Origin of the sequence: Klebsiella sp. CTHL.F3a (assembly GCF_019890895.1) — a bacterium.
Taxonomy (GTDB): domain Bacteria; phylum Pseudomonadota; class Gammaproteobacteria; order Enterobacterales; family Enterobacteriaceae; genus Klebsiella; species Klebsiella grimontii.
The window spans coordinates 1,851,298-1,869,062 of record NZ_CP082360.1; the positions used below are offsets into that span (position 1 = coordinate 1,851,298).

A 17,765-nucleotide genomic window follows, 5' to 3' on the forward strand; every position below is an offset into this window, starting at 1 on the left:
AAATCAGAGAACAACGCGCGCTTTATTCAGGCGTCTCGTTTATGTTTATGGCAGACTTCGATTTTTGCTATCTTTTCGCCGATCTGGTCGACTGGAACAATGAGGGATAAAAATGAAATGGCTTTGTACTGTAGGCGTCGCTGTGAGCCTGGCGCTGCAACCCGCGCTGGCGGATGAATTGTTCGGCAATCATCCCCTAACGCCGCAGGCGCGGGATGCGTTTGTGACGGAACTGCTGACGAAAATGACGGTGGATGAAAAAATCGGTCAGCTGCGCTTAATTAGCGTCGGCCCGGATAACCCGAAAGAGGCCATCCGCGAAATGATCAAAGAAGGTCAGGTGGGGGCGATTTTTAACACCGTGACCCGCCATGATATCCGCACTATGCAGGATCAGGTGATGGAACTCAGCCGCCTGAAAATCCCGCTCTTTTTCGCCTATGACGTGCTCCACGGCCAGCGCACCGTTTTCCCGATTAGCCTTGGTCTGGCCTCTTCTTTTAACCTCGACGCAGTGAATACCGTCGGGCGAGTATCGGCGTACGAAGCGGCCGATGATGGCCTGAACATGACCTGGGCGCCGATGGTCGACGTCTCCCGCGACCCGCGCTGGGGCCGCGCCTCGGAAGGCTTCGGGGAGGATACCTACCTGACCACCGAGATGGGCAGGGCGATGGTCGAGTCGATGCAGGGGAAAAGCCCGGCCGAGCGCTATTCGGTGATGACCAGCGTCAAGCACTTTGCCGCCTACGGCGCGGTTGAAGGCGGAAAAGAGTACAACACCGTTGATATGAGTCCGCAGCGCCTGTTCAACGACTATATGCCGCCGTACAAAGCGGGGTTGGATGCGGGCAGCGGCGCGGTCATGGTGGCCCTTAACTCGCTTAACGGCACCCCGGCGACCTCCGATGCCTGGCTGCTCAAGGACGTGCTGCGCGACCAGTGGGGCTTCAAAGGCATTACCGTCTCCGACCATGGGGCCATCAAAGAGCTGATTAAACACGGGGTGGCGTCGGACCCGGAAGACGCGGTGCGCGTGGCGCTGAAGTCCGGCATCAACATGAGCATGAGCGACGAGTACTACAGCAAGTATCTGCCCGGCCTGGTGAAGTCCGGGAAGGTAACGATGGCGGAGCTGGATGACGCGACCCGCCACGTGCTGAACGTCAAATACGATATGGGCCTGTTTAATGACCCGTATAGCCACCTGGGGCCGAAAGATTCCGACCCGCAGGATACTAACGCTGAAAGCCGCCTGCATCGCAAAGAAGCGCGCGAAGTTGCGCGCGAAAGCCTGGTGCTGCTGAAAAACCGTCTCGATACGCTGCCACTGAAAAAATCGGGCACTATCGCGGTGATTGGCGCCCTGGCCGACAGCAAGCGCGACATGATGGGCAGCTGGTCGGCGGCGGGCGTGGCCGATCAGTCGGTGACCGTGTTGACCGGTATGCAGAACGCGCTGGGCGACAAAGGCAAGATTATCTATGCCAAAGGCGCCAACGTGACCGACGATAAAGGCATCGTCGACTTCCTCAATCTGTACGAGAAAGCGGTGCAGGTTGACTCGCGCTCGCCGCAGGAGATGATTGACGAAGCGGTGGCGGCGGCGAAGCAGTCTGACGTGGTGGTTGCCGTGGTGGGTGAGGCGCAGGGTATGGCCCACGAAGCCTCCAGCCGTACCGACATCACCCTGCCGCAGAGCCAGCGCGCCCTGATTAGCGCCCTGAAAGCGACCGGCAAGCCGCTGGTGCTGGTGCTGATGAACGGCCGTCCGCTGGCGCTGGTGAAAGAAGATCAGCAGGCCGATGCGATCCTCGAAACCTGGTTTGCCGGTACCGAAGGCGGCAACGCGATTGCCGATGTACTGTTCGGCGACTACAACCCGTCGGGCAAGCTGCCGATGTCCTTCCCGCGCTCGGTTGGACAAATCCCTACCTACTACAGCCATCTCAACACCGGTCGTCCGTACAATGCGGATAAGCCGAACAAGTACACCTCGCGCTACTTTGACGAGGCCAACGGTCCGCTCTATCCGTTTGGCTACGGCCTCAGCTACACCACCTTTAGCGTTTCCGACGTGAAAATGTCGGCGCCGACCCTGCAACGTGACGGCAAAGTGACCGCCAGCGTGCAGGTGACCAATACCGGCAAGCGTGAAGGAGCGACGGTGATTCAGCTTTATCTGCAGGACGTCACCGCTTCCATGAGCCGTCCGGTGAAAATGCTGCGCGGCTTCAAGAAGGTGACCCTCAAGCCGGGCGAGACGCAAACCGTCAGCTTCCCGATTGACGTTGAGGCGCTGAAGTTCTGGAACCAGCAGATGAAGTACGATGCCGAGCCGGGTAAATTCAACGTCTTTATCGGCGTCGATTCCGCCCGCGTGCAGCAGAGCGAGTTTGAACTGCTGTAATGGCGATTTGTCGCCCGGGTAAGGCGTCAGCCGCCACCCGGGAACACGCTTTCCGTTATCCTAAAGGCCGATTAATCGGCCTTTTCTTTTTCCGCTCCGCCCTAAATGAACTACGCTTTTCTCTTAAGCTCCTGTTAATGGAGCGCAAATTAAAGAGGGACGCGAGGATGATAAAGGCAAGTGTTTGGTCAGGCGCGCTGGCGCTGGCGGCCCTGATTAGCCTGCCGCTGCAGGCGGCCGAGCCGGTTAAGGTCGGCTCAAAAATTGACACCGAAGGGGCGCTGCTTGGCAATATTATTTTGCAGGTGCTGGAAAATCATGGGATAAAAACCGTCAATAAAATCCAGCTTGGCACCACGCCGGTGGTGCGCGGGGCGATAACCGCCGGTGAGCTGGATATTTACCCGGAATATACCGGCAACGGCGCGTTCTTCTTCAAAGAGGAGAACGACCCGGCGTGGAAAAACGCGCAGCAGGGATACGAAAAAGTCAAAAAGCTGGACGCGGAAAAGAATAAACTCATCTGGCTCACCCCGGCTCCGGCCAACAATACCTGGACTATCGCCGTTCGTCAGGATCTGGCGGAGAAAAACCACCTCGCCTCATTAAGCGACCTCGCCGGCTATCTGCAAAAGGGTGGCGACTTTAAGCTGGCCGCCTCGGCGGAATTTATTGAACGGCCGGACGCGCTGCCGGCGTTTGAAAAAGCCTACGACTTTACGCTCAAGCAAAATCAGCTGCTGTCGCTGGCGGGCGGCGATACGGCGGTCACCATCAAAGCGGCGGCGCAGCAAACCTCCGGCGTGAATGCGGCGATGGCCTACGGTACCGATGGCCCGGTCGCCGCGCTGGGTCTGCAAACCCTGAGCGACCCGAAGGGCGTGCAGCCGATTTATGCGCCCACGCCGGTCGTGCGTGAAGCGGTGTTAAAAGCGTATCCGCAGATAGCCGACTGGCTACAGCCGGTATTTGCCAGCCTGGATGAAAAGACGCTGCAAAAGCTGAACGCCAGCATTGCGGTTGAGGGGCTGGATGCGAAGAAAGTCGCCGCCGACTATCTGCAACAAAAAGGGCTGCTGAAGTAGCGCGCGCGTGACGATTCGTTGCGGTAACCGGGTTGCGCTGCTGCTGGCATGGCTATTGCTATTGGCGATGGCGCTGCCGTTTATTAGTTATGCGCCTAACCGTCTATTATCCGGCGAGGGGCGTTGGCTATGGCAGGTCTGGCCGTGGCTGGCGGGGGGGCAGGCGGCGGTCGCGCTGCTGATAGCGCTGCTGAGCTGGCGTTCCGGGCGCCTCCCGCTGCTGTTTATCTTCCTGCTGGCGGATCTGCTGCTGCCTCTATTGCTGTGGGGGGCCGGCAGGGCGGCGGTGCAGCTGGCCCAGAACGGTTCTTCTTTGGCCCGCACCTCGCCGGGCAGCGGTCTGTGGCTGGCGCTGGCGCTTTGCCTGCTTATCGCCAGCGATGCGGTTCGTCGCCTGACCTCCCGCACCCTGTGGCGCTGGCTGCTAAATGCGCAAATCTGGCTGCTGCCCGCGCTGCTGCTGGGGCTCGGCGCGCTCAATGACCTCTCTTTGCTGAAAGAGTATGTCAATCGCCGCGATGTTTTTGACGATGCGCTGTCTCAGCATCTGATCCTGCTGTTCGGCACACTGCTGCCGGGGCTGCTGATTGGTATACCTGTTGGCGTTTGGCTCTGGCGGTATCCCCGCTGGCAATCGCCGGTTTTTGCGGTTCTCAACGTGATTCAAACCATTCCCTCCGTCGCGCTATTTGGCCTACTTATCGCGCCGCTGGCCGGGCTGGCGCGGCAGTTTCCGACGCTGGCGCAGATCGGCGTTTCCGGGACCGGTATGACGCCAGCGCTGATCGCGCTGGTGCTGTATGCCCTATTGCCGCTGGTGCGCGGGGTGACGACCGGCCTGCAGCAGGTGCCGCGTGAAGCGCTGGAGAGCGCGGCGGCGATGGGGATGAGCGGCGGGCAGCGCTTTCGCCAGATACAGCTACCGCTGGCCTTGCCCGTACTGTTGCGCAGCCTGCGGGTGGTCAGCGTGCAAACCGTCGGTATGGCGGTGGTGGCGGCCCTGATCGGCGCGGGCGGTTTCGGCGCGCTGGTTTTCCAGGGGCTGCTCAGCAGCGCGCTGGATCTGGTGCTGCTGGGGGTAATCCCGACCATCGCGCTGGCGGTGGTGGTGGATGCGTTATTCGCGCTGTGGGGCGCATTACTGAAAGGAGCGGCCGGTGATTGAGTTTGACGGCGTCAATAAAGCCTTTGCCGGACAGCCTGCGGTGAAAAACCTCAATCTGCACCTGCGTGAGGGGGCATTTTCGGTGCTGATCGGCACCTCCGGTTCGGGGAAGTCGACCACGCTGAAGATGATTAATCGTCTGGTGGAACACGATAGCGGGACGATCCGTTTCGCCGGGCAGGATATCCGCCAGCAGCCGGTGCTCGAACTGCGCCGCAAAATGGGCTACGCCATCCAGTCCATCGGCCTGTTTCCCCACTGGACGGTGGCGCAGAACATTGCCACCGTTCCGCAGTTGCAGAAGTGGTCGCGACAGAAAACCCAGGCGCGGGTCGATGAACTGATGGCCTTGCTGGGGCTGGAGCCCGGCCTGCGCGAACGCTACCCGCATCAGCTGTCCGGCGGGCAGCAGCAGCGCGTCGGCGTGGCGCGCGCCCTGGCGGCCAACCCGGAAGTGCTGCTGATGGATGAACCCTTCGGCGCGCTCGATCCGGTAACGCGCGAAGCCTTGCAGCAGGAGATGATCCGTATTCATCGCCTGCTGGGACGCACGATAGTGCTGGTGACCCACGATATCGATGAGGCGCTGCGGCTGGCGGACCATCTGGTGTTGATGGACGGCGGCGAAGTGGTACAGCAGGGGGAGCCGCTGCAGATGCTGCTTGAGCCGAAAAATGCGTTTGTGGAGACCTTCTTTGGCCGCAGCGAATTGGGCGTACGTCTGTTATCGCTGCGCGGCGTCGGTGATTATCTGCGCCGCGACGAGCGCCTGGCAGGGGATGCGTTAAACGTGGCGATGACCCTGCGCGAGGCCCTGTCGCAGTTCGTTGCCCATCGCCGCGAGGTGCTGCCGGTGGTTGATGAGCAGGGAGAGGCCTGCGGGACGCTGCATTTTGCCGACCTGCTGCGCGAGGAGGCCCGGCGTGAAGGCGCTGCGTGATCCGCTGCTGTGGCTCAGCGCCATGTTTATCGCGCTGCTGCTGGCGTTGCCCTACAGCGCGCCGCTGTTCAGCGCGCTGTTTCCCGAACTGCCGCGTCCGGTTTATCAGCAGGAGAGTTTTGTCTCTCTCACCCTGGCGCACTTTTGGCTGGTGGCGCTCTCCAGCCTCGCGGCGACGATCGTAGGCGTCGGGGCCGGGATTGCGGTCACCCGTCCGGGTGGAGATGAGTTTCGTCCGCTGGTGGAGACCATCGCCGCAATGGGGCAGACGTTCCCGCCGGTCGCGGTGCTGGCGATTGCGGTTCCGGTGATGGGGTTTGGCTGGCAGCCCGCGCTTATCGCGCTGGCGCTGTATGGCATATTGCCGGTTTTGCAGGGCACGCTGGCCGGGATTGGGGCGGTACCGTCCGGGGTGTTAACTATCGCGCAGGGGATGGGGATGAGCGGCTGGCAGAGGCTGATGAAGGTTGAGCTGCCGCTGGCGGCGCCGGTGATGCTGGCCGGAATTCGTACCTCGACGATCGTTAATATCGGTACGGCTACCATTGCTTCAACCGTTGGTGCGAATACGCTCGGTACGCCGATTGTTATCGGCCTCAGCGGATTTAATACCGCTTATGTGATTCAGGGGGCGCTGCTGGTGGCGCTGGCGGCGATTATCGTCGACCGGGGGTTTGAACGGCTGAACCGGCGAGTCAGCCGACACCACCGCGAACAATAAATGAATAACCGGCCAGCATCACGCCGCCGATGCCGCTGATGGCCATAAATAAGAACAGGGTAATTACCGCAATTTTCGCTGGCTTCATAATAGGCTCCTGATGTTAACGCAGGGATTATACGGTGAAGCGCAGGTGTTAATAAAACATTAATTGCTTTTTAGCGACGACAATAACCCCGGCTTGCGCTGCGCTTAGCCGGGCTACGGTTCATTACCGTCTGCGGGCCGGTAGCCCGGGTAAGGCGTTTACGCCGCAACCCGGGGAATGTGCCGTGACGTAGCATTGTTGCGGCTGCTACCTGGCTTGCGCTGCGCTTAGCCGGGCTACCGGGCCACAGATTGCGGGTAACCCGTAGCCCGGACAGGCGCGTCAGGCGCCGCCTCCGGGAGACGTGGCGGTGGCGTGATTGAGCCAGATAATCTGGCCCTGCTGCTCCCAGAGACGCATTTGGTTGACCTGAGCGCTACAGGGCGCTTCTCCACACCAGACCATCAGCGTACTCTCGGGGAAAAGCTCCGGCCGGAGTTGGTTTAACGAATGGGCGAGAATATCCACCCGCCAGCCCTGCTCACTGGCTATCCATCCCTCCAGCCATAGCCGGGTAATATCGCTAACGTTCCAGCCAATAACCAGCGCATGGTTGCCGGGGTATTTTGCCGTGGATGAGAGACTGCGGGCGATATGATTAATCAGAATACCGTCAAGGATGCCACGCAGCGCCAGCAACGTCGGCTGCGGGCTAAGCAGGCGCTGGCGCAAAGGATTAATCAGGTGCTTGACCAGAATGTGCGCAGAGTCGCTGTGGTTGCGCTCCTTAAGCCACATGCGCAGGCGATGATAGCTACCGGTTTGTAAATAACTGAGCAGGATCTCCTGTTGAGCGCGCCAGCCGTCGGCAACCTCCTGCTCGTTATCCATCAGCAGCGTTTTCACTTTCCCCACCTGCACGCCGGAATCAATCCAGCGTTTAATTTCGCGAATGCGGTCTATTTCATATTCGTTGAACAGGCGATGACCGCCGTCGGTACGCTGAGGTTTCAGTAATCCGTAGCGCCGCTGCCAGGCGCGTAACGTCACGGGATTGATATCGCAAAGCTGGGCAACTTCGCCGATTGTATAAAGCGCCATTTTCTCCTCCCGCAGTGTTCTCCTCTATTAACTGTAGAAGCTGTTTGCCGAAGCGGGAATTTTTGTCTGTTTTTTGTACAGGGACGAACCGGCGAGACGCTGAAAAATGTGATCTTAACCATGAATTATCATTTTCATGTATTGCTTCAAAGAAAGTTATAAGCAAGCAGTGTATGTTACGCGCTTTCAAATGAAGTGTGGTCTGCGGGTATGTACGAGTTCGATCTGGTGTTGCTGCTGCTTCAGCAGATGTGCGTGTTTTTGGTCATCGCGTGGCTGATGAGTAAAACGCGGCTGTTCATCCCGTTAATGCAGGTCACCGTCCGACTACCGCACAAGCTGCTGTGCTACGTGACCTTTTCCATTTTCTGCATCCTCGGCACCTACTTCGGCCTGCATATCGAAGACTCGATCGCCAATACGCGGGCCATCGGCGCAGTGATGGGCGGCCTGCTGGGCGGCCCGGTAGTCGGCGGTCTGGTGGGGCTGACCGGCGGGCTTCACCGCTATTCGCTGGGCGGCATGACGGCGCTGAGCTGCATGGTGTCCACCATCGTTGAGGGGCTACTTGGCGGCCTGGTGCACAGCATTCTGGTCAAACGCGGGCGGCCGGATAAAGTCTTCAGCCCGCTTACCGCCGGCGCGATTACCTTTTTCGCCGAAATGGTGCAGATGCTGATTATTCTGCTTATCGCTCGCCCGTTCGAAGATGCGCTGCATCTGGTACAGAGCATCGCCGCGCCCATGATGGTTACCAACACCGTCGGGGCGGCGCTGTTTATGCGCATCCTGCTGGATAAGCGGGCGATGTTTGAAAAATATACCTCGGCTTTCTCAGCCACGGCGCTGAAGGTTGCCGCGTCGACGGAGGGGATCCTGCGTCAGGGATTTAACGAAGAGAACAGTATGAAGGTCGCGCAGGTGTTGATCCAGGAGCTGGATATTGGCGCGGTGGCGATAACCGATCGCGACAAGCTGCTGGCGTTTACCGGAATCGGCGACGATCACCACCTTCCCGGGAAACCCATCTCTTCGCTGTATACCCAAAAGGCGATAGATACCGGCGAAGTCGTTTACGCCGACGGCAACGAAGTGCCTTACCGCTGCTCGATTCATCCCAACTGTAAGCTGGGCTCGACGTTGGTTATCCCGCTGCGCGGCGAAAATCAGCGGGTGATCGGCACCATTAAGCTCTATGAAGCCAAAAACCGCCTGTTCAGCTCGATCAACCGTACGCTGGGAGAGGGGATTGCGCAGCTGCTGTCGGCGCAGATCCTGGCTGGTCAGTATGAACGGCAAAAAGCGTTGCTGACGCAATCGGAAATCAAACTGCTGCACGCGCAGGTGAACCCGCACTTCCTGTTCAACGCGCTGAATACGCTAAAAGCGGTGATTCGCCGCGATAGCGACCAGGCCGGGCAACTGGTGCAGTATCTGTCGACCTTTTTTCGCAAAAACCTGAAGCGGCCTGCGGAAATTGTTACCCTGGCGGATGAAATTGAGCATGTGAACGCCTATCTGCAGATTGAGAAAGCGCGTTTTCAGGCCAATTTACAGATTCAGATGCTGGTGCCCGAAGCGCTGGGACAGCATCAGCTTCCGGCGTTTACCCTGCAGCCAATCGTCGAAAACGCCATTAAACACGGGACTTCGCAGCACCTCGGGGTGGGCGAGATCACCATCCGCGCCAGTCAACACGAACGTTGGCTGCAGCTGGATATTGAAGATAATGCCGGGCTGTACCAGGACAAACCCAGCGCCAGCGGGCTGGGTATGAACCTGGTCGACCGCCGGCTGCGGGCGCGCTTCGGCGCCGACTGCGGGATCACCGTAACCTGCGAGCCGGAATGTTTTACCCGCGTCACGCTGAGACTGCCTGTGGAGGACAACGCATGTTAAAAGTATTAATTGTCGACGACGAGCCGCTGGCGCGTGAAAATCTGCGTATTTTGCTGGAGACACAGCCTGATATTGAGATCGTCGGCGAATGCGGGAATGCCGTCGAAGCGATTGGCGCGGTGCACAAACTGCGTCCCGATGTGCTGTTCCTGGATATCCAGATGCCGCGCATCAGCGGTCTGGAGATGGTTGGCATGCTCGATCCCGAGCATCGCCCCTATATTGTCTTCCTCACCGCGTTCGACGAGTACGCGGTGAAGGCCTTTGAAGAGCACGCGTTTGATTATTTACTGAAGCCGATTGAATCCACCCGGCTGGAAAAAACGCTGGTTCGTTTGCGCCAGGAGCGCAGCTTGCAGGATATGACCGTCCTCGACGATACTCAGCAGGCGCTGAAGTACATTCCCTGTACCGGACACAGCCGGATCTGGCTGCTGCAGATGGAAGATGTGGCCTTCGTCAGCAGCCGGATGAGCGGGATTTACGTCACCGACCGCGAAGGGAAGGAGGGCTTTACCGAGCTGACCCTGCGCACCCTGGAGAGCCGTACGCCGCTGCTGCGCTGCCATCGCCAGTACCTGGTGAACATGTCCCATCTCAAGGAGATCCGCTTTGAGGAGAACGGCCAGGCGGAGCTGCTGATGCGCGCCGGGCAAACGGTACCGGTCAGCCGCCGCTATCTGAAGAGCCTGAAAGAGGCGATTGGGCTGTAAAATGGCGGAATCGTGATAGACTGAGCGGCAGATTTTTTCATCATGAAGGCAATATGATCAGTAACGATATCTTACGTAGCCTGCGCTACACCCTGAAAACCAACAACAACGGCCTGGTCAGTATTTTTGCGCTGGCGGATGCGCCAGTGAGCGCGGAACAGCTGGTTCCCTGGCTGAAAAAAGAAGACGAAGAGGGGTTTGCGCGCTGCCCGGATATTGTGCTGTCCAATTTCCTTAACGGCCTGATTTACGCGAAGCGCGGTAAAGATGAATCCGCGCCGCCGCTCGCGGTCGAGCGCCGGGTCAACAACAACATCGTGCTGAAAAAGCTGCGAATCGCCTTCTCCCTGAAGACGGATGATATTCTTGCTATCCTCACCCAGCAGAAATTCCGCGTCTCCATGCCGGAAATCACCGCCATGATGCGCGCCCCGGAGCATAAAAATTTCCGCGAATGCGGCGATCAGTTCCTGCGCTATTTCCTGCGCGGGCTGACCGAGCGCGAACACGCGAAATCCTGATATGCCTCCCCCCAGCTTGCGGCGTAAACGCTTGAGCCGGGCTACCCGAAGACACAGCCCCGTCACCCGGCTCGCGTAGCGCTAGCCGGGAATTCTCCAAACCAGGCAGGGCTATTTCACTTCTTTAAATCCTTGCGATTTCAGCAATTTCTCCGACTCACTCAGTGAAATAAACTTTTGTGAACAGTCGGTAAAACTGGCCCCCGGCAGGTGACACAGCTCGCTGATTTTAGCCTGATTAAAGTCGATGGAGAGGTGCTCCTGGGCAGCGTGCTCTTTATAGTCGACGCTGTGGGTGACGCCTTTGATTTTGCTGTAGGCCGCGCCGATAGGGTCGATGACCTTACGCGCCTGCTCTTCGTTACTTACCCCGAGCGATTGATAGGGGATAATGTTATCCGCGTCCTGGCGGGTGACGACATCGCCTTTGTAGTGATAGGTGTAGGTCAGGTCAACGCCGTTGATCGTGTTGTTGAACGTTTTGACCTCATCTTTGTTGTTATCGCAGCCGACAAGCGTGGCCATCAATAGCGTTGCGCCCAAAGCGGCGATAATCCTGCGGTTAAATTTCATTATCATTCCTTGTTAATCAATCATCATCTCTAATTGTATACAGAGTTGCGCGATGGTGCTGAGCGTATCCTCGGAGGTGGCCGTTTCGCTCTCGCCCAACTGGCGGAGCAGGCGCGCAAGATGGCTAAAACCAGCGTTTGCCAAATCGACGCTCAGCGTTTGAGCCTCGCGAAACAGACTCTTTTGCTGATAGCGCAGGCCGTTGTGCAGTATCTGGATCAGCAGCGTTCTGGCGCGCTGCAGCAGACTTTGGGCCAGCGAAGGCGGCGGTAATATATTACCAGCAGGCAGTGGCCCGACGGAAAGCGGTTCGGCGTTCAGCGCCCAGGCGCGGCTGCGGGTCATCATGACCAGCGGCTCCAGACAAAGCATCCCGCCGCTAAGGGTGACCAGCCCGGAAACCATCACCACCGGATCGTCCTGTTGTTGTAGCAGCGCCGCCATTCGCTCAACGGCATACGGCGCGCTGGCGCAGACGGGGAGAGACAGCTGCAAAAGGTTGTCTTGTCCTTCGCCGCTGAGCACTAGCGCATCCAGCGTTTGTCGGGCGGCGTCCCACCCAACGGCTACGCAGGAATCCACGGGTAAAATAAACAGATTATCAACCTGGTCTAGCGGGCGCACCCAGGCCGGATCGCGCTGGCGCAGATGCTCGCGCAGCGCAGCGGCGCCCGGCTGGCGCAGCGGCGCGCTGAGCAAAAGCCAGGCATCTTCGCTGAGCGGAACGTTGCTGCTCAGGCGGTGGCGCGCGCCCAGCAGCAGTTCGCCGCCGGCGTTACGGCTCGCGGATTGCGTAATAATTTGCCCGCCCGCCAGCGTACTGGCCTGAAAGCTAAACAGACGGCGTTGCCATAGCGGACTTTGCGCTCTTTCAGCCAGCGGCCAGCTGCGCGACAGATGCATAACGCTGCCGGTATCGGGATCGCTAAACCACATGCATAAGCCGTAGCGATGGTTATCCTGCCAGCAGCGCATGCCCAGTGAAATAAGCCGCAGATGGTCGAGCTGGGCTTCGCCGGCGATCCCCAGACCGACGACGGTACGCCACGGCAGAGGCGGGGTCTGGCCGGTATCGGCAAGCTGCGCCATGTGGGCGGCGCTCTCAAGTCGGGCGTTAAGGCCTGCAAGCTGGGCGAGCAGTTGTTCAGGATGGTAATGGCTTGCGCGCTGCTCAAAAGCCGTGACGCCTTCGCGCAGCTCGGCAAGCGCGGAGACGACCCAGCGCCAGTTAGCCGCCTGGGCTGCGCGCTGCGCGCGGGTGAACGCGGCCTCAAAGCCGATCGGCGGCTGGCTGACGCCGTTATGCCACAGCAGCTGACTGAGCTGGCGCAGGCGAAGTCGACAGGTCTCGCCCTCGGGCGTATCAAAAGGCCCACCGCGGGCGGCTATTTTACGACTGCGCGTTTGCCATACCAGATGCGTAAAGCCGGGCTGCTGGGCTTCAGCATCGGTAAAGGCCTGCACCGCCAGCGCCACGTGCTCGCACAGCGAACCGTCCACGCAGTCGCAGCGGGCAAAACGGATGCTGCTGCGGGAATAAAAACGCACGTCGCTCATCGGCAGCTTTGCCGACGGCGCTTCGTTTGGTCGGCAGAATAATTCCACCGTTATCCCTTTATCCGCCAGCTGTTGTGCCCGCTTCAGAATCGATTCGGGCAGGGTGGCCAGTTCTTCTTGCCACTGTCCGGGATGCCAGCGTTCGGCGCTTTCCGGCTCCGCTTCGGCGAGGGCATTGCCGGCGTTGGCGCGCTGATAGCTCAGGATGAGCATCACCCGGTGACGGCACATTCCGCTGGCGCCGCAGGTACAGCTGGACTCTTTGAGGGCCTGATCTTTTGCCAGCCGGGTACAGGTGCCGTCGCTAAACACGGCGGTAAGCGTACCGTCGTCATCCTGCTCCAGCTCGGGGATATTGCCGTTATCCAGCTCTTTCTGACCGCGCTTGACGAAACCGGCGTTGCTCAACGCCATGAGCGCCTGCGGCGTAAGTTCCAGTAGTTCAGGGCGTAAAGGAGTCATGATTGTAAATTCTCCGCCAGCCAGGAGGCCAGCTCACCGGGAGTCATGGCGGCAATTTGCGCCCCGACGTTGACCAGCGCCTGGGCCATATCGTGGTCATAGCAGGGAGACGCCGAGCTGTCTAACGCCGCCAGCCCGAGGACTTTGACGCCGCTTTGCGCGCACTGCTTCACCTGGTTTATCAACAGCGAGTTCGCGCCGCCCTCAAAAAAGTCGCTCACCAGTACAATGACGCTCTTGTGCGGTTGTTCAATCAGCTGACGCGCGTATTCTACGGCCTGAGCGATATTGGTGCCGCCGCCAAGCTGGACTTTCATCAGCAGTTCAACCGGGTCGGCAATGTCATCGGTCAGGTCCACCACGCTGGTATCAAATGCCACAAGGTGGGTGCGAATGCCGGGCAACTGCCACAGGCAGGCGGCCATGACCGCCGAATGGATAACCGAATCCACCATCGAACCGCTCTGATCGACCAGTAAAATCAGCTGCCATTTTTCGCTGTGACGTTTAACGCGGCTGATAAATTTTGGCGCTTCAATGTACAGCTTGCCGCGCTGCGGATCCCAGTGCTTGAGATTGGCGCGCAGGGTTTGTTTGAAATCGAAATTGCGCGCCAGCGGAATGCGCGAGGGTCTTTGCCGGTCGCGCGTGCCGGAAAACGCCTGACGAACCTCTTTTGCCAGCCTGGCCATAATCTGCTCGACCACCTGACGTACCAGCTTACGGGCGGCGTTAAGCACTTCAGGATTCATCAGATGCTTTGTATGCAGCACCGCGCGCAGCAGGCTTTCGGAAGGCTCGATGCGTTCCAGCACTTCCAGATTAGTCACCACTTCGTCGATGCCGTAGCGCAGCACCGCATCGCTCTCCAGCCGCTCGATAACCGGCTGCGGAAAAAGCGTATGGATGGCGTTGATCCAGTCCGGCGTCGTCAGACTGGACTCGTCCAGTCCGCCCTGACGCTCGCCCCGCTGTAGCCGTTGCGGATCGCGGCCATAAAGCCACTCAAGCGCCTGGTCCATCCGGCGGGCGTGCTCATTAAGGCCGCCGAGGCTATTCTCGGCGGCCTGGCCCAGAATCAGCCGCCAGCGCTGGAGTTCTCGGATGGTCAGAATATCGGATAGCGTATTCATTAGCGTGCTCCCCAGCGGCTTAGCGCTGCCAGCGCCTGCTGTTCCCGCTGCTGGTGATAGATTAGCTGCCCAGGCGAGCAGGAAACCGGCGCCTGTAGGGCATGCGCCGGCAGCATGGTCAGGTGATAGTGATCCAGCACCAGGCGGGCCAGATCGCCGCGTTCCCGGGGCGGTAGCCAGCCCATCGCCGCTCGTAAATCCGGCAGCGCGAGAATAAACTCATCCTCCGTCAGCCTGGCGAGGAGCTCGCTGAATCCGGCGATAAAGGCGGGCTGACAGGCAAGCTGGTGGCGCGCCAGCGCCAGCAAACCGTGGGCCGCTTCCCCCAACGACGCCGGAGGGAGTTGCGTTAGCAGGGTCAGCGCCGTTTCGGCGGAGGCGGCGGGATGTTCAAGGCGAATCAGCGCGCCGAGCGCCGCCCCGCGGTCAAGCGGTGCGGCGTCAAACGCGTGAATACGCCGCTCAAACAGCGCCATGGCGGCGTTGAGTGAAATCCCGGGTAAAACGGTACCGCTATGTATATCGCGCAGGATATGGCACAGGGCCCGCCAGCTATGCAGATGGGCGTGAAACTGCTTTTCGTCGGCAACGCCGCTGGATTCGCAGAGCCACAGCGTCCGGTCAAGGGCCGCGCAGAGCGCGATCTCCAGCACCTCGGCGTTCTGCATGCCGCTGCTGTCATCCCGCTGCCACAGGGCGTAAAGCACCTCCAGCGCCGGACCCATTTCCGCAAACCGGCTCTCTTCGGCAATCAGCTGCGCCAGCTGTTCCAGCAGCTGCTGGCTAAAGGTGGAGAGCCCCGCCAGCGCTGCCTGATTCAGGCTGGCGGCGAGGCTTTTGATGCCAAAAGAGGCAAGAATATCCGCTTCCAGCCGCTGGCGCGCGGCCTCCGCAAGTGACGCGCCGTAGCGGGAGGCTTCAATCAGGACTGCATGCTGCTCCATGGTCCGAAACAGAGCCCAGCGCTCTTCGCCGTCGCCGGAAAGCGTCACAGCGCTGCCCGTTCGCTGCTGGAACCCGGGGATCTCGAGGATAGACAGGCGGTGTAGCACCTGACTTTTGGCTAATCCACCGGGCTCAAAGCGGTTGAGATTCAGGTTTGAAGGTAGGGAAATTCCGACCCGCGTCAGCTCGCGATCGACGTCCTGCGGCAGCGGCGGCAGCGGTGTTTCCTGAGCGAGCTTGCCGAAACCGGCTCCCGCCAGCGCGTCAACGATGGTCAGCAGAATAGGATCGGTTTGCGGATGTATCACGCCGCGGTAGCTCCACGGCAGCGGGGCGTTCAGCGCTTCTTTAATCAATGAACCTGCCAGCGCGTCAAGCCAGTCGCAGCGCAGCGGCCAGGTATGGCCGCGCATTTGCGCCAGCGCCATAGCGCGCAGGTGGGCGGCAGCCAAATCTGCCGTTGAGGCCGGAAGACGATGCTGACGCAGGCGGGTAAGGATGGTTTTCAGCAGCTGTTCCCCGGCCCGCCGCTGGCCGAAGTGCCAGCACCAGTTTTGCCACACCGGCGCCGGCATACCGGAAAGATAGCCCGCCAGCACGTCCAGCCGCTTTTCGCTATAGGGGGTCAGATAGCTGCCGGTGACGCTACCGGGCGTTGGAGGGGGCGGAGATTCCGGCTCCCTCTCCTGCGCCAGGCAATTGCGCCAAAGAGCTTTCAGCGCCGGCGCGTGCCAGCCGCCGCAGATCGCCACCACCGGGCCATTATTTTGCTGCATTGCCCATGCCAGCCAGCGGGCCATATAGTCTTCCCGCTGCCGGCTGTTTTCGCCGCCGCTGCTGTCGCCGCGCAGCTGGATAAAGTACGTCTCCAGCGCCTGCTCCAGTTCGGCGCTCTGGGTTTCATCTTCAAACAGATGATCCCACAGCGTGTCGCTATTCTCCATTCCGCTGGCTTCGAGCAGACGCTGCTGCTCATCGACGCGGCGAGTGTCGGAGACATCGCTGTCGTCTTGTTCCTGCGCCCAGGCAGGTAAATCGATAAAGCGGATTTGAGCTCCGACCGCTCGAGCGGCCAGCAGGGCCTGCCACTCCGGGGAGAATTCGGCGAACGGCGTCCAGGCGCCGCGTCCCGCCGCGCCGCCATCCTGAGACTGACAGTAGCTATAAATGGCGATAGGCAGCTGATGAGATAAAAACAGCTCATCCAGACGCTGGTTAAAATCCACCGGACCTTCAATCAGAACGTAGCCCGGACGCGTATGTTCTATGCGTTCTTTCACCAGCCTGGCGCAGGCCGGACTGTGGTGGCGAACGCCGATAATTAACGGCTGCTCTGGCATGCGTGTTCCCTCACGGCAGGCGGTGGCGGGCCTGATAGTAGGCCTGCCAGTGGGCTTCTTTGTGCGAGCCGACGCGTTGTTCAAAATAGCGGCGCAGGCGGGCGCGATCGTCTTCGTTATCTTTGACGATGGTACCGGCGATGCAGTCTACCAGGTCGGCGGGTTCGCCGGCGCGACCGGCCAGGAACCACGCTCGCACGCCGACGGCGTGGGCGACGTTGACCGCTTCGGCGGTGGACATAATGGCGTTGAGGGTGTCCATCGAGGTTTTCTTACTCCCTTCGGCGCGCAGATCGCGGAAGGTCTGGACCAGCAGTTCCAGTACCGCATCAGGAACTTTATGCGGGATGCCGCTATGCTCCAGCAGGCGGGCCGAAGCGTTAGCCACCAGCTCCAGCTCCTGCTGAAAGTCCATAATCGGAAAGACGGTTTCGAAGTCGAAGCGGCGTTTCAGCGCCGCGCTCATTTCGTTAACCCCGCGATCGCGAGTATTGGCGGTGGCAATAATATTAAACCCGGCGCGGGCGTACAGCTGGCTATCGTCGCCGGTGAGTTCCGGGATCGCCATCACGCGGTCAGAAAGCATCCCCAGCAGGCAATCCTGAACCTCCAGCGGCGTGCGGGTAATCTCTTCAAAGCGGACGATTTTGCCATCGCGCATGCCCTGATACAGCGGGGCGGGAACCAGCGCCTGCGTCGACGGGCCCTGGTTTATCAGCAGCGCATAGTTCCAGGCATATTTGATTTGATCTTCGGTAATCGCCGCACCGCCCTGAATGGTGAGCCCGGCGTCGCCGCAGATAGCGGTAGCCAGCAACTCAGAGAGCAGCGATTTTGCCGTACCTGGTTCTCCCACCAGCATCAGACCCCGCCCGGTCGCCAGCGTCACCAGCATGCGTTCGACGGCGGCCGGGCTGATGACCACTTTACGGCTGATGTCGCGTGCGCTATCGCCAAGAATAAACGCGCGCGCCGCAGGCAGGCTTAGCTGCCAGCCGGGCGGGCAGGGGAAGGGGTCATTCTGTTGCAGCCGCGCGAGCTCATCGGCGTACAGGACGGCGGCTGGGGGACGCTGAAGATGTTGTTCCTGTTGTATCATCGTTTCTTCCTTAAAGAGACCGCGGTAATGGGAGCGTTTTTATCCTATGTGCAGCGAATAGCGTAAATGCGCT

15 protein-coding genes are annotated in these 17,765 nt (G+C 59.9%); 8 read left to right on the forward strand and 7 right to left on the reverse strand.

All coding sequences use genetic code 11. From position 1 onward, the window contains the following. Window positions 1–112: 112 nt before the first annotated feature. The 5 genes from bglX (at window position 113) to K7H21_RS08855 (ending at window position 6,321) form a co-directional block, all read left to right on the forward strand. Entirely contained in the window at window positions 113–2,410 is a 2,298-nt protein-coding gene (bglX, locus tag K7H21_RS08835; protein WP_004122810.1) for a beta-glucosidase BglX, read from the forward strand. Window positions 2,411–2,577: 167 nt separating this feature from the next. Then, window positions 2,578–3,495 carry a glycine betaine ABC transporter substrate-binding protein OsmF gene (gene osmF / locus K7H21_RS08840; RefSeq protein ID WP_223035712.1) on the forward strand — a complete coding sequence of 306 codons (918 nt, stop codon included), beginning with the start codon at window positions 2,578–2,580 and terminating at the stop codon, window positions 3,493–3,495. Between the two features lie 7 nt (window positions 3,496–3,502). Further along, window positions 3,503–4,660: an ABC transporter permease gene (locus tag K7H21_RS08845; RefSeq protein WP_004122807.1), complete on the forward strand. Its 1,158-nt coding sequence runs from the start codon at window positions 3,503–3,505 to the stop codon at window positions 4,658–4,660. Continuing rightward, the gene (locus K7H21_RS08850; RefSeq protein WP_223035713.1) at window positions 4,653–5,600 is read left to right on the forward strand and encodes an ABC transporter ATP-binding protein; all 948 of its coding nucleotides are present in this window, start codon (window positions 4,653–4,655) and stop codon (window positions 5,598–5,600) included. The genes K7H21_RS08845 and K7H21_RS08850 overlap by 8 nt, the downstream gene beginning before the upstream one ends. Next, on the forward strand, window positions 5,584–6,321 hold the full coding sequence (locus K7H21_RS08855; RefSeq protein WP_004122802.1) for an ABC transporter permease: 738 nt from the start codon (window positions 5,584–5,586) through the stop codon (window positions 6,319–6,321). The genes K7H21_RS08850 and K7H21_RS08855 overlap by 17 nt, the downstream gene beginning before the upstream one ends. On the opposite strand, the gene K7H21_RS08860 is transcribed toward K7H21_RS08855, so the two are convergent. Both K7H21_RS08860 and K7H21_RS08865 read right to left on the reverse strand, forming a co-directional pair. Continuing rightward, window positions 6,296–6,409, reverse strand: coding sequence for a protein YohO (locus K7H21_RS08860; RefSeq protein ID WP_004103838.1), 114 nt, complete (start codon window positions 6,407–6,409; stop codon window positions 6,296–6,298). The two genes, K7H21_RS08855 and K7H21_RS08860, sit on opposite strands and share 26 nt — an antisense overlap. A gap of 282 nt (window positions 6,410–6,691) precedes the next feature. Then, window positions 6,692–7,450 (reverse strand): MerR family transcriptional regulator, encoded by a 759-nt coding sequence (locus tag K7H21_RS08865; protein ID WP_139529107.1) that lies wholly within the window; start codon window positions 7,448–7,450, stop codon window positions 6,692–6,694. Window positions 7,451–7,660: 210 nt separating this feature from the next. On the opposite strand from K7H21_RS08865, the gene K7H21_RS08870 reads away from it, so the two are divergent. Genes K7H21_RS08870 through K7H21_RS08880 form a run of 3 tightly spaced genes read left to right on the forward strand, consistent with a single transcriptional unit; the run spans window position 7,661 to window position 10,583 of the window. Beyond that, window positions 7,661–9,349 carry a sensor histidine kinase gene (locus tag K7H21_RS08870; protein WP_004122798.1) on the forward strand — a complete coding sequence of 563 codons (1,689 nt, stop codon included), beginning with the start codon at window positions 7,661–7,663 and terminating at the stop codon, window positions 9,347–9,349. Then, on the forward strand, window positions 9,343–10,062 hold the full coding sequence (gene btsR / locus K7H21_RS08875; protein ID WP_049113730.1) for a two-component system response regulator BtsR: 720 nt from the start codon (window positions 9,343–9,345) through the stop codon (window positions 10,060–10,062). Before K7H21_RS08870 ends, btsR begins: the two co-directional genes overlap by 7 nt. A 53-nt stretch (window positions 10,063–10,115) precedes the next feature. Next, window positions 10,116–10,583, forward strand: a complete 468-nt coding sequence (locus K7H21_RS08880; protein ID WP_004138601.1) for a YehS family protein — start codon at window positions 10,116–10,118, stop codon at window positions 10,581–10,583. 111 nt (window positions 10,584–10,694) lie between these two features. Here K7H21_RS08880 and K7H21_RS08885 read toward each other — a convergent pair whose 3' ends face one another. Genes K7H21_RS08885 through K7H21_RS08905 form a run of 5 tightly spaced genes read right to left on the reverse strand, consistent with a single transcriptional unit; the run spans window position 10,695 to window position 17,692 of the window. Further along, window positions 10,695–11,156: a YehR family lipoprotein gene (locus K7H21_RS08885; RefSeq protein ID WP_004122790.1), complete on the reverse strand. Its 462-nt coding sequence runs from the start codon at window positions 11,154–11,156 to the stop codon at window positions 10,695–10,697. A 12-nt stretch (window positions 11,157–11,168) separates the two neighbouring features. Further along, window positions 11,169–13,175, reverse strand: coding sequence for an SWIM zinc finger family protein (locus K7H21_RS08890; RefSeq protein ID WP_223035714.1), 2,007 nt, complete (start codon window positions 13,173–13,175; stop codon window positions 11,169–11,171). Further along, on the reverse strand, window positions 13,172–14,308 hold the full coding sequence (locus K7H21_RS08895; RefSeq protein WP_223035715.1) for a vWA domain-containing protein: 1,137 nt from the start codon (window positions 14,306–14,308) through the stop codon (window positions 13,172–13,174). The genes K7H21_RS08890 and K7H21_RS08895 overlap by 4 nt, the downstream gene beginning before the upstream one ends. Beyond that, complete coding sequence (locus tag K7H21_RS08900; protein ID WP_223035716.1) at window positions 14,308–16,593, reverse strand: DUF5682 family protein; 2,286 nt, start codon at window positions 16,591–16,593, stop codon at window positions 14,308–14,310. The genes K7H21_RS08895 and K7H21_RS08900 overlap by 1 nt, the downstream gene beginning before the upstream one ends. Before the next feature lie 10 nt (window positions 16,594–16,603). Further along, window positions 16,604–17,692 (reverse strand): ATP-binding protein, encoded by a 1,089-nt coding sequence (locus tag K7H21_RS08905; protein ID WP_004122781.1) that lies wholly within the window; start codon window positions 17,690–17,692, stop codon window positions 16,604–16,606. Window positions 17,693–17,765 lie beyond the last annotated feature (73 nt).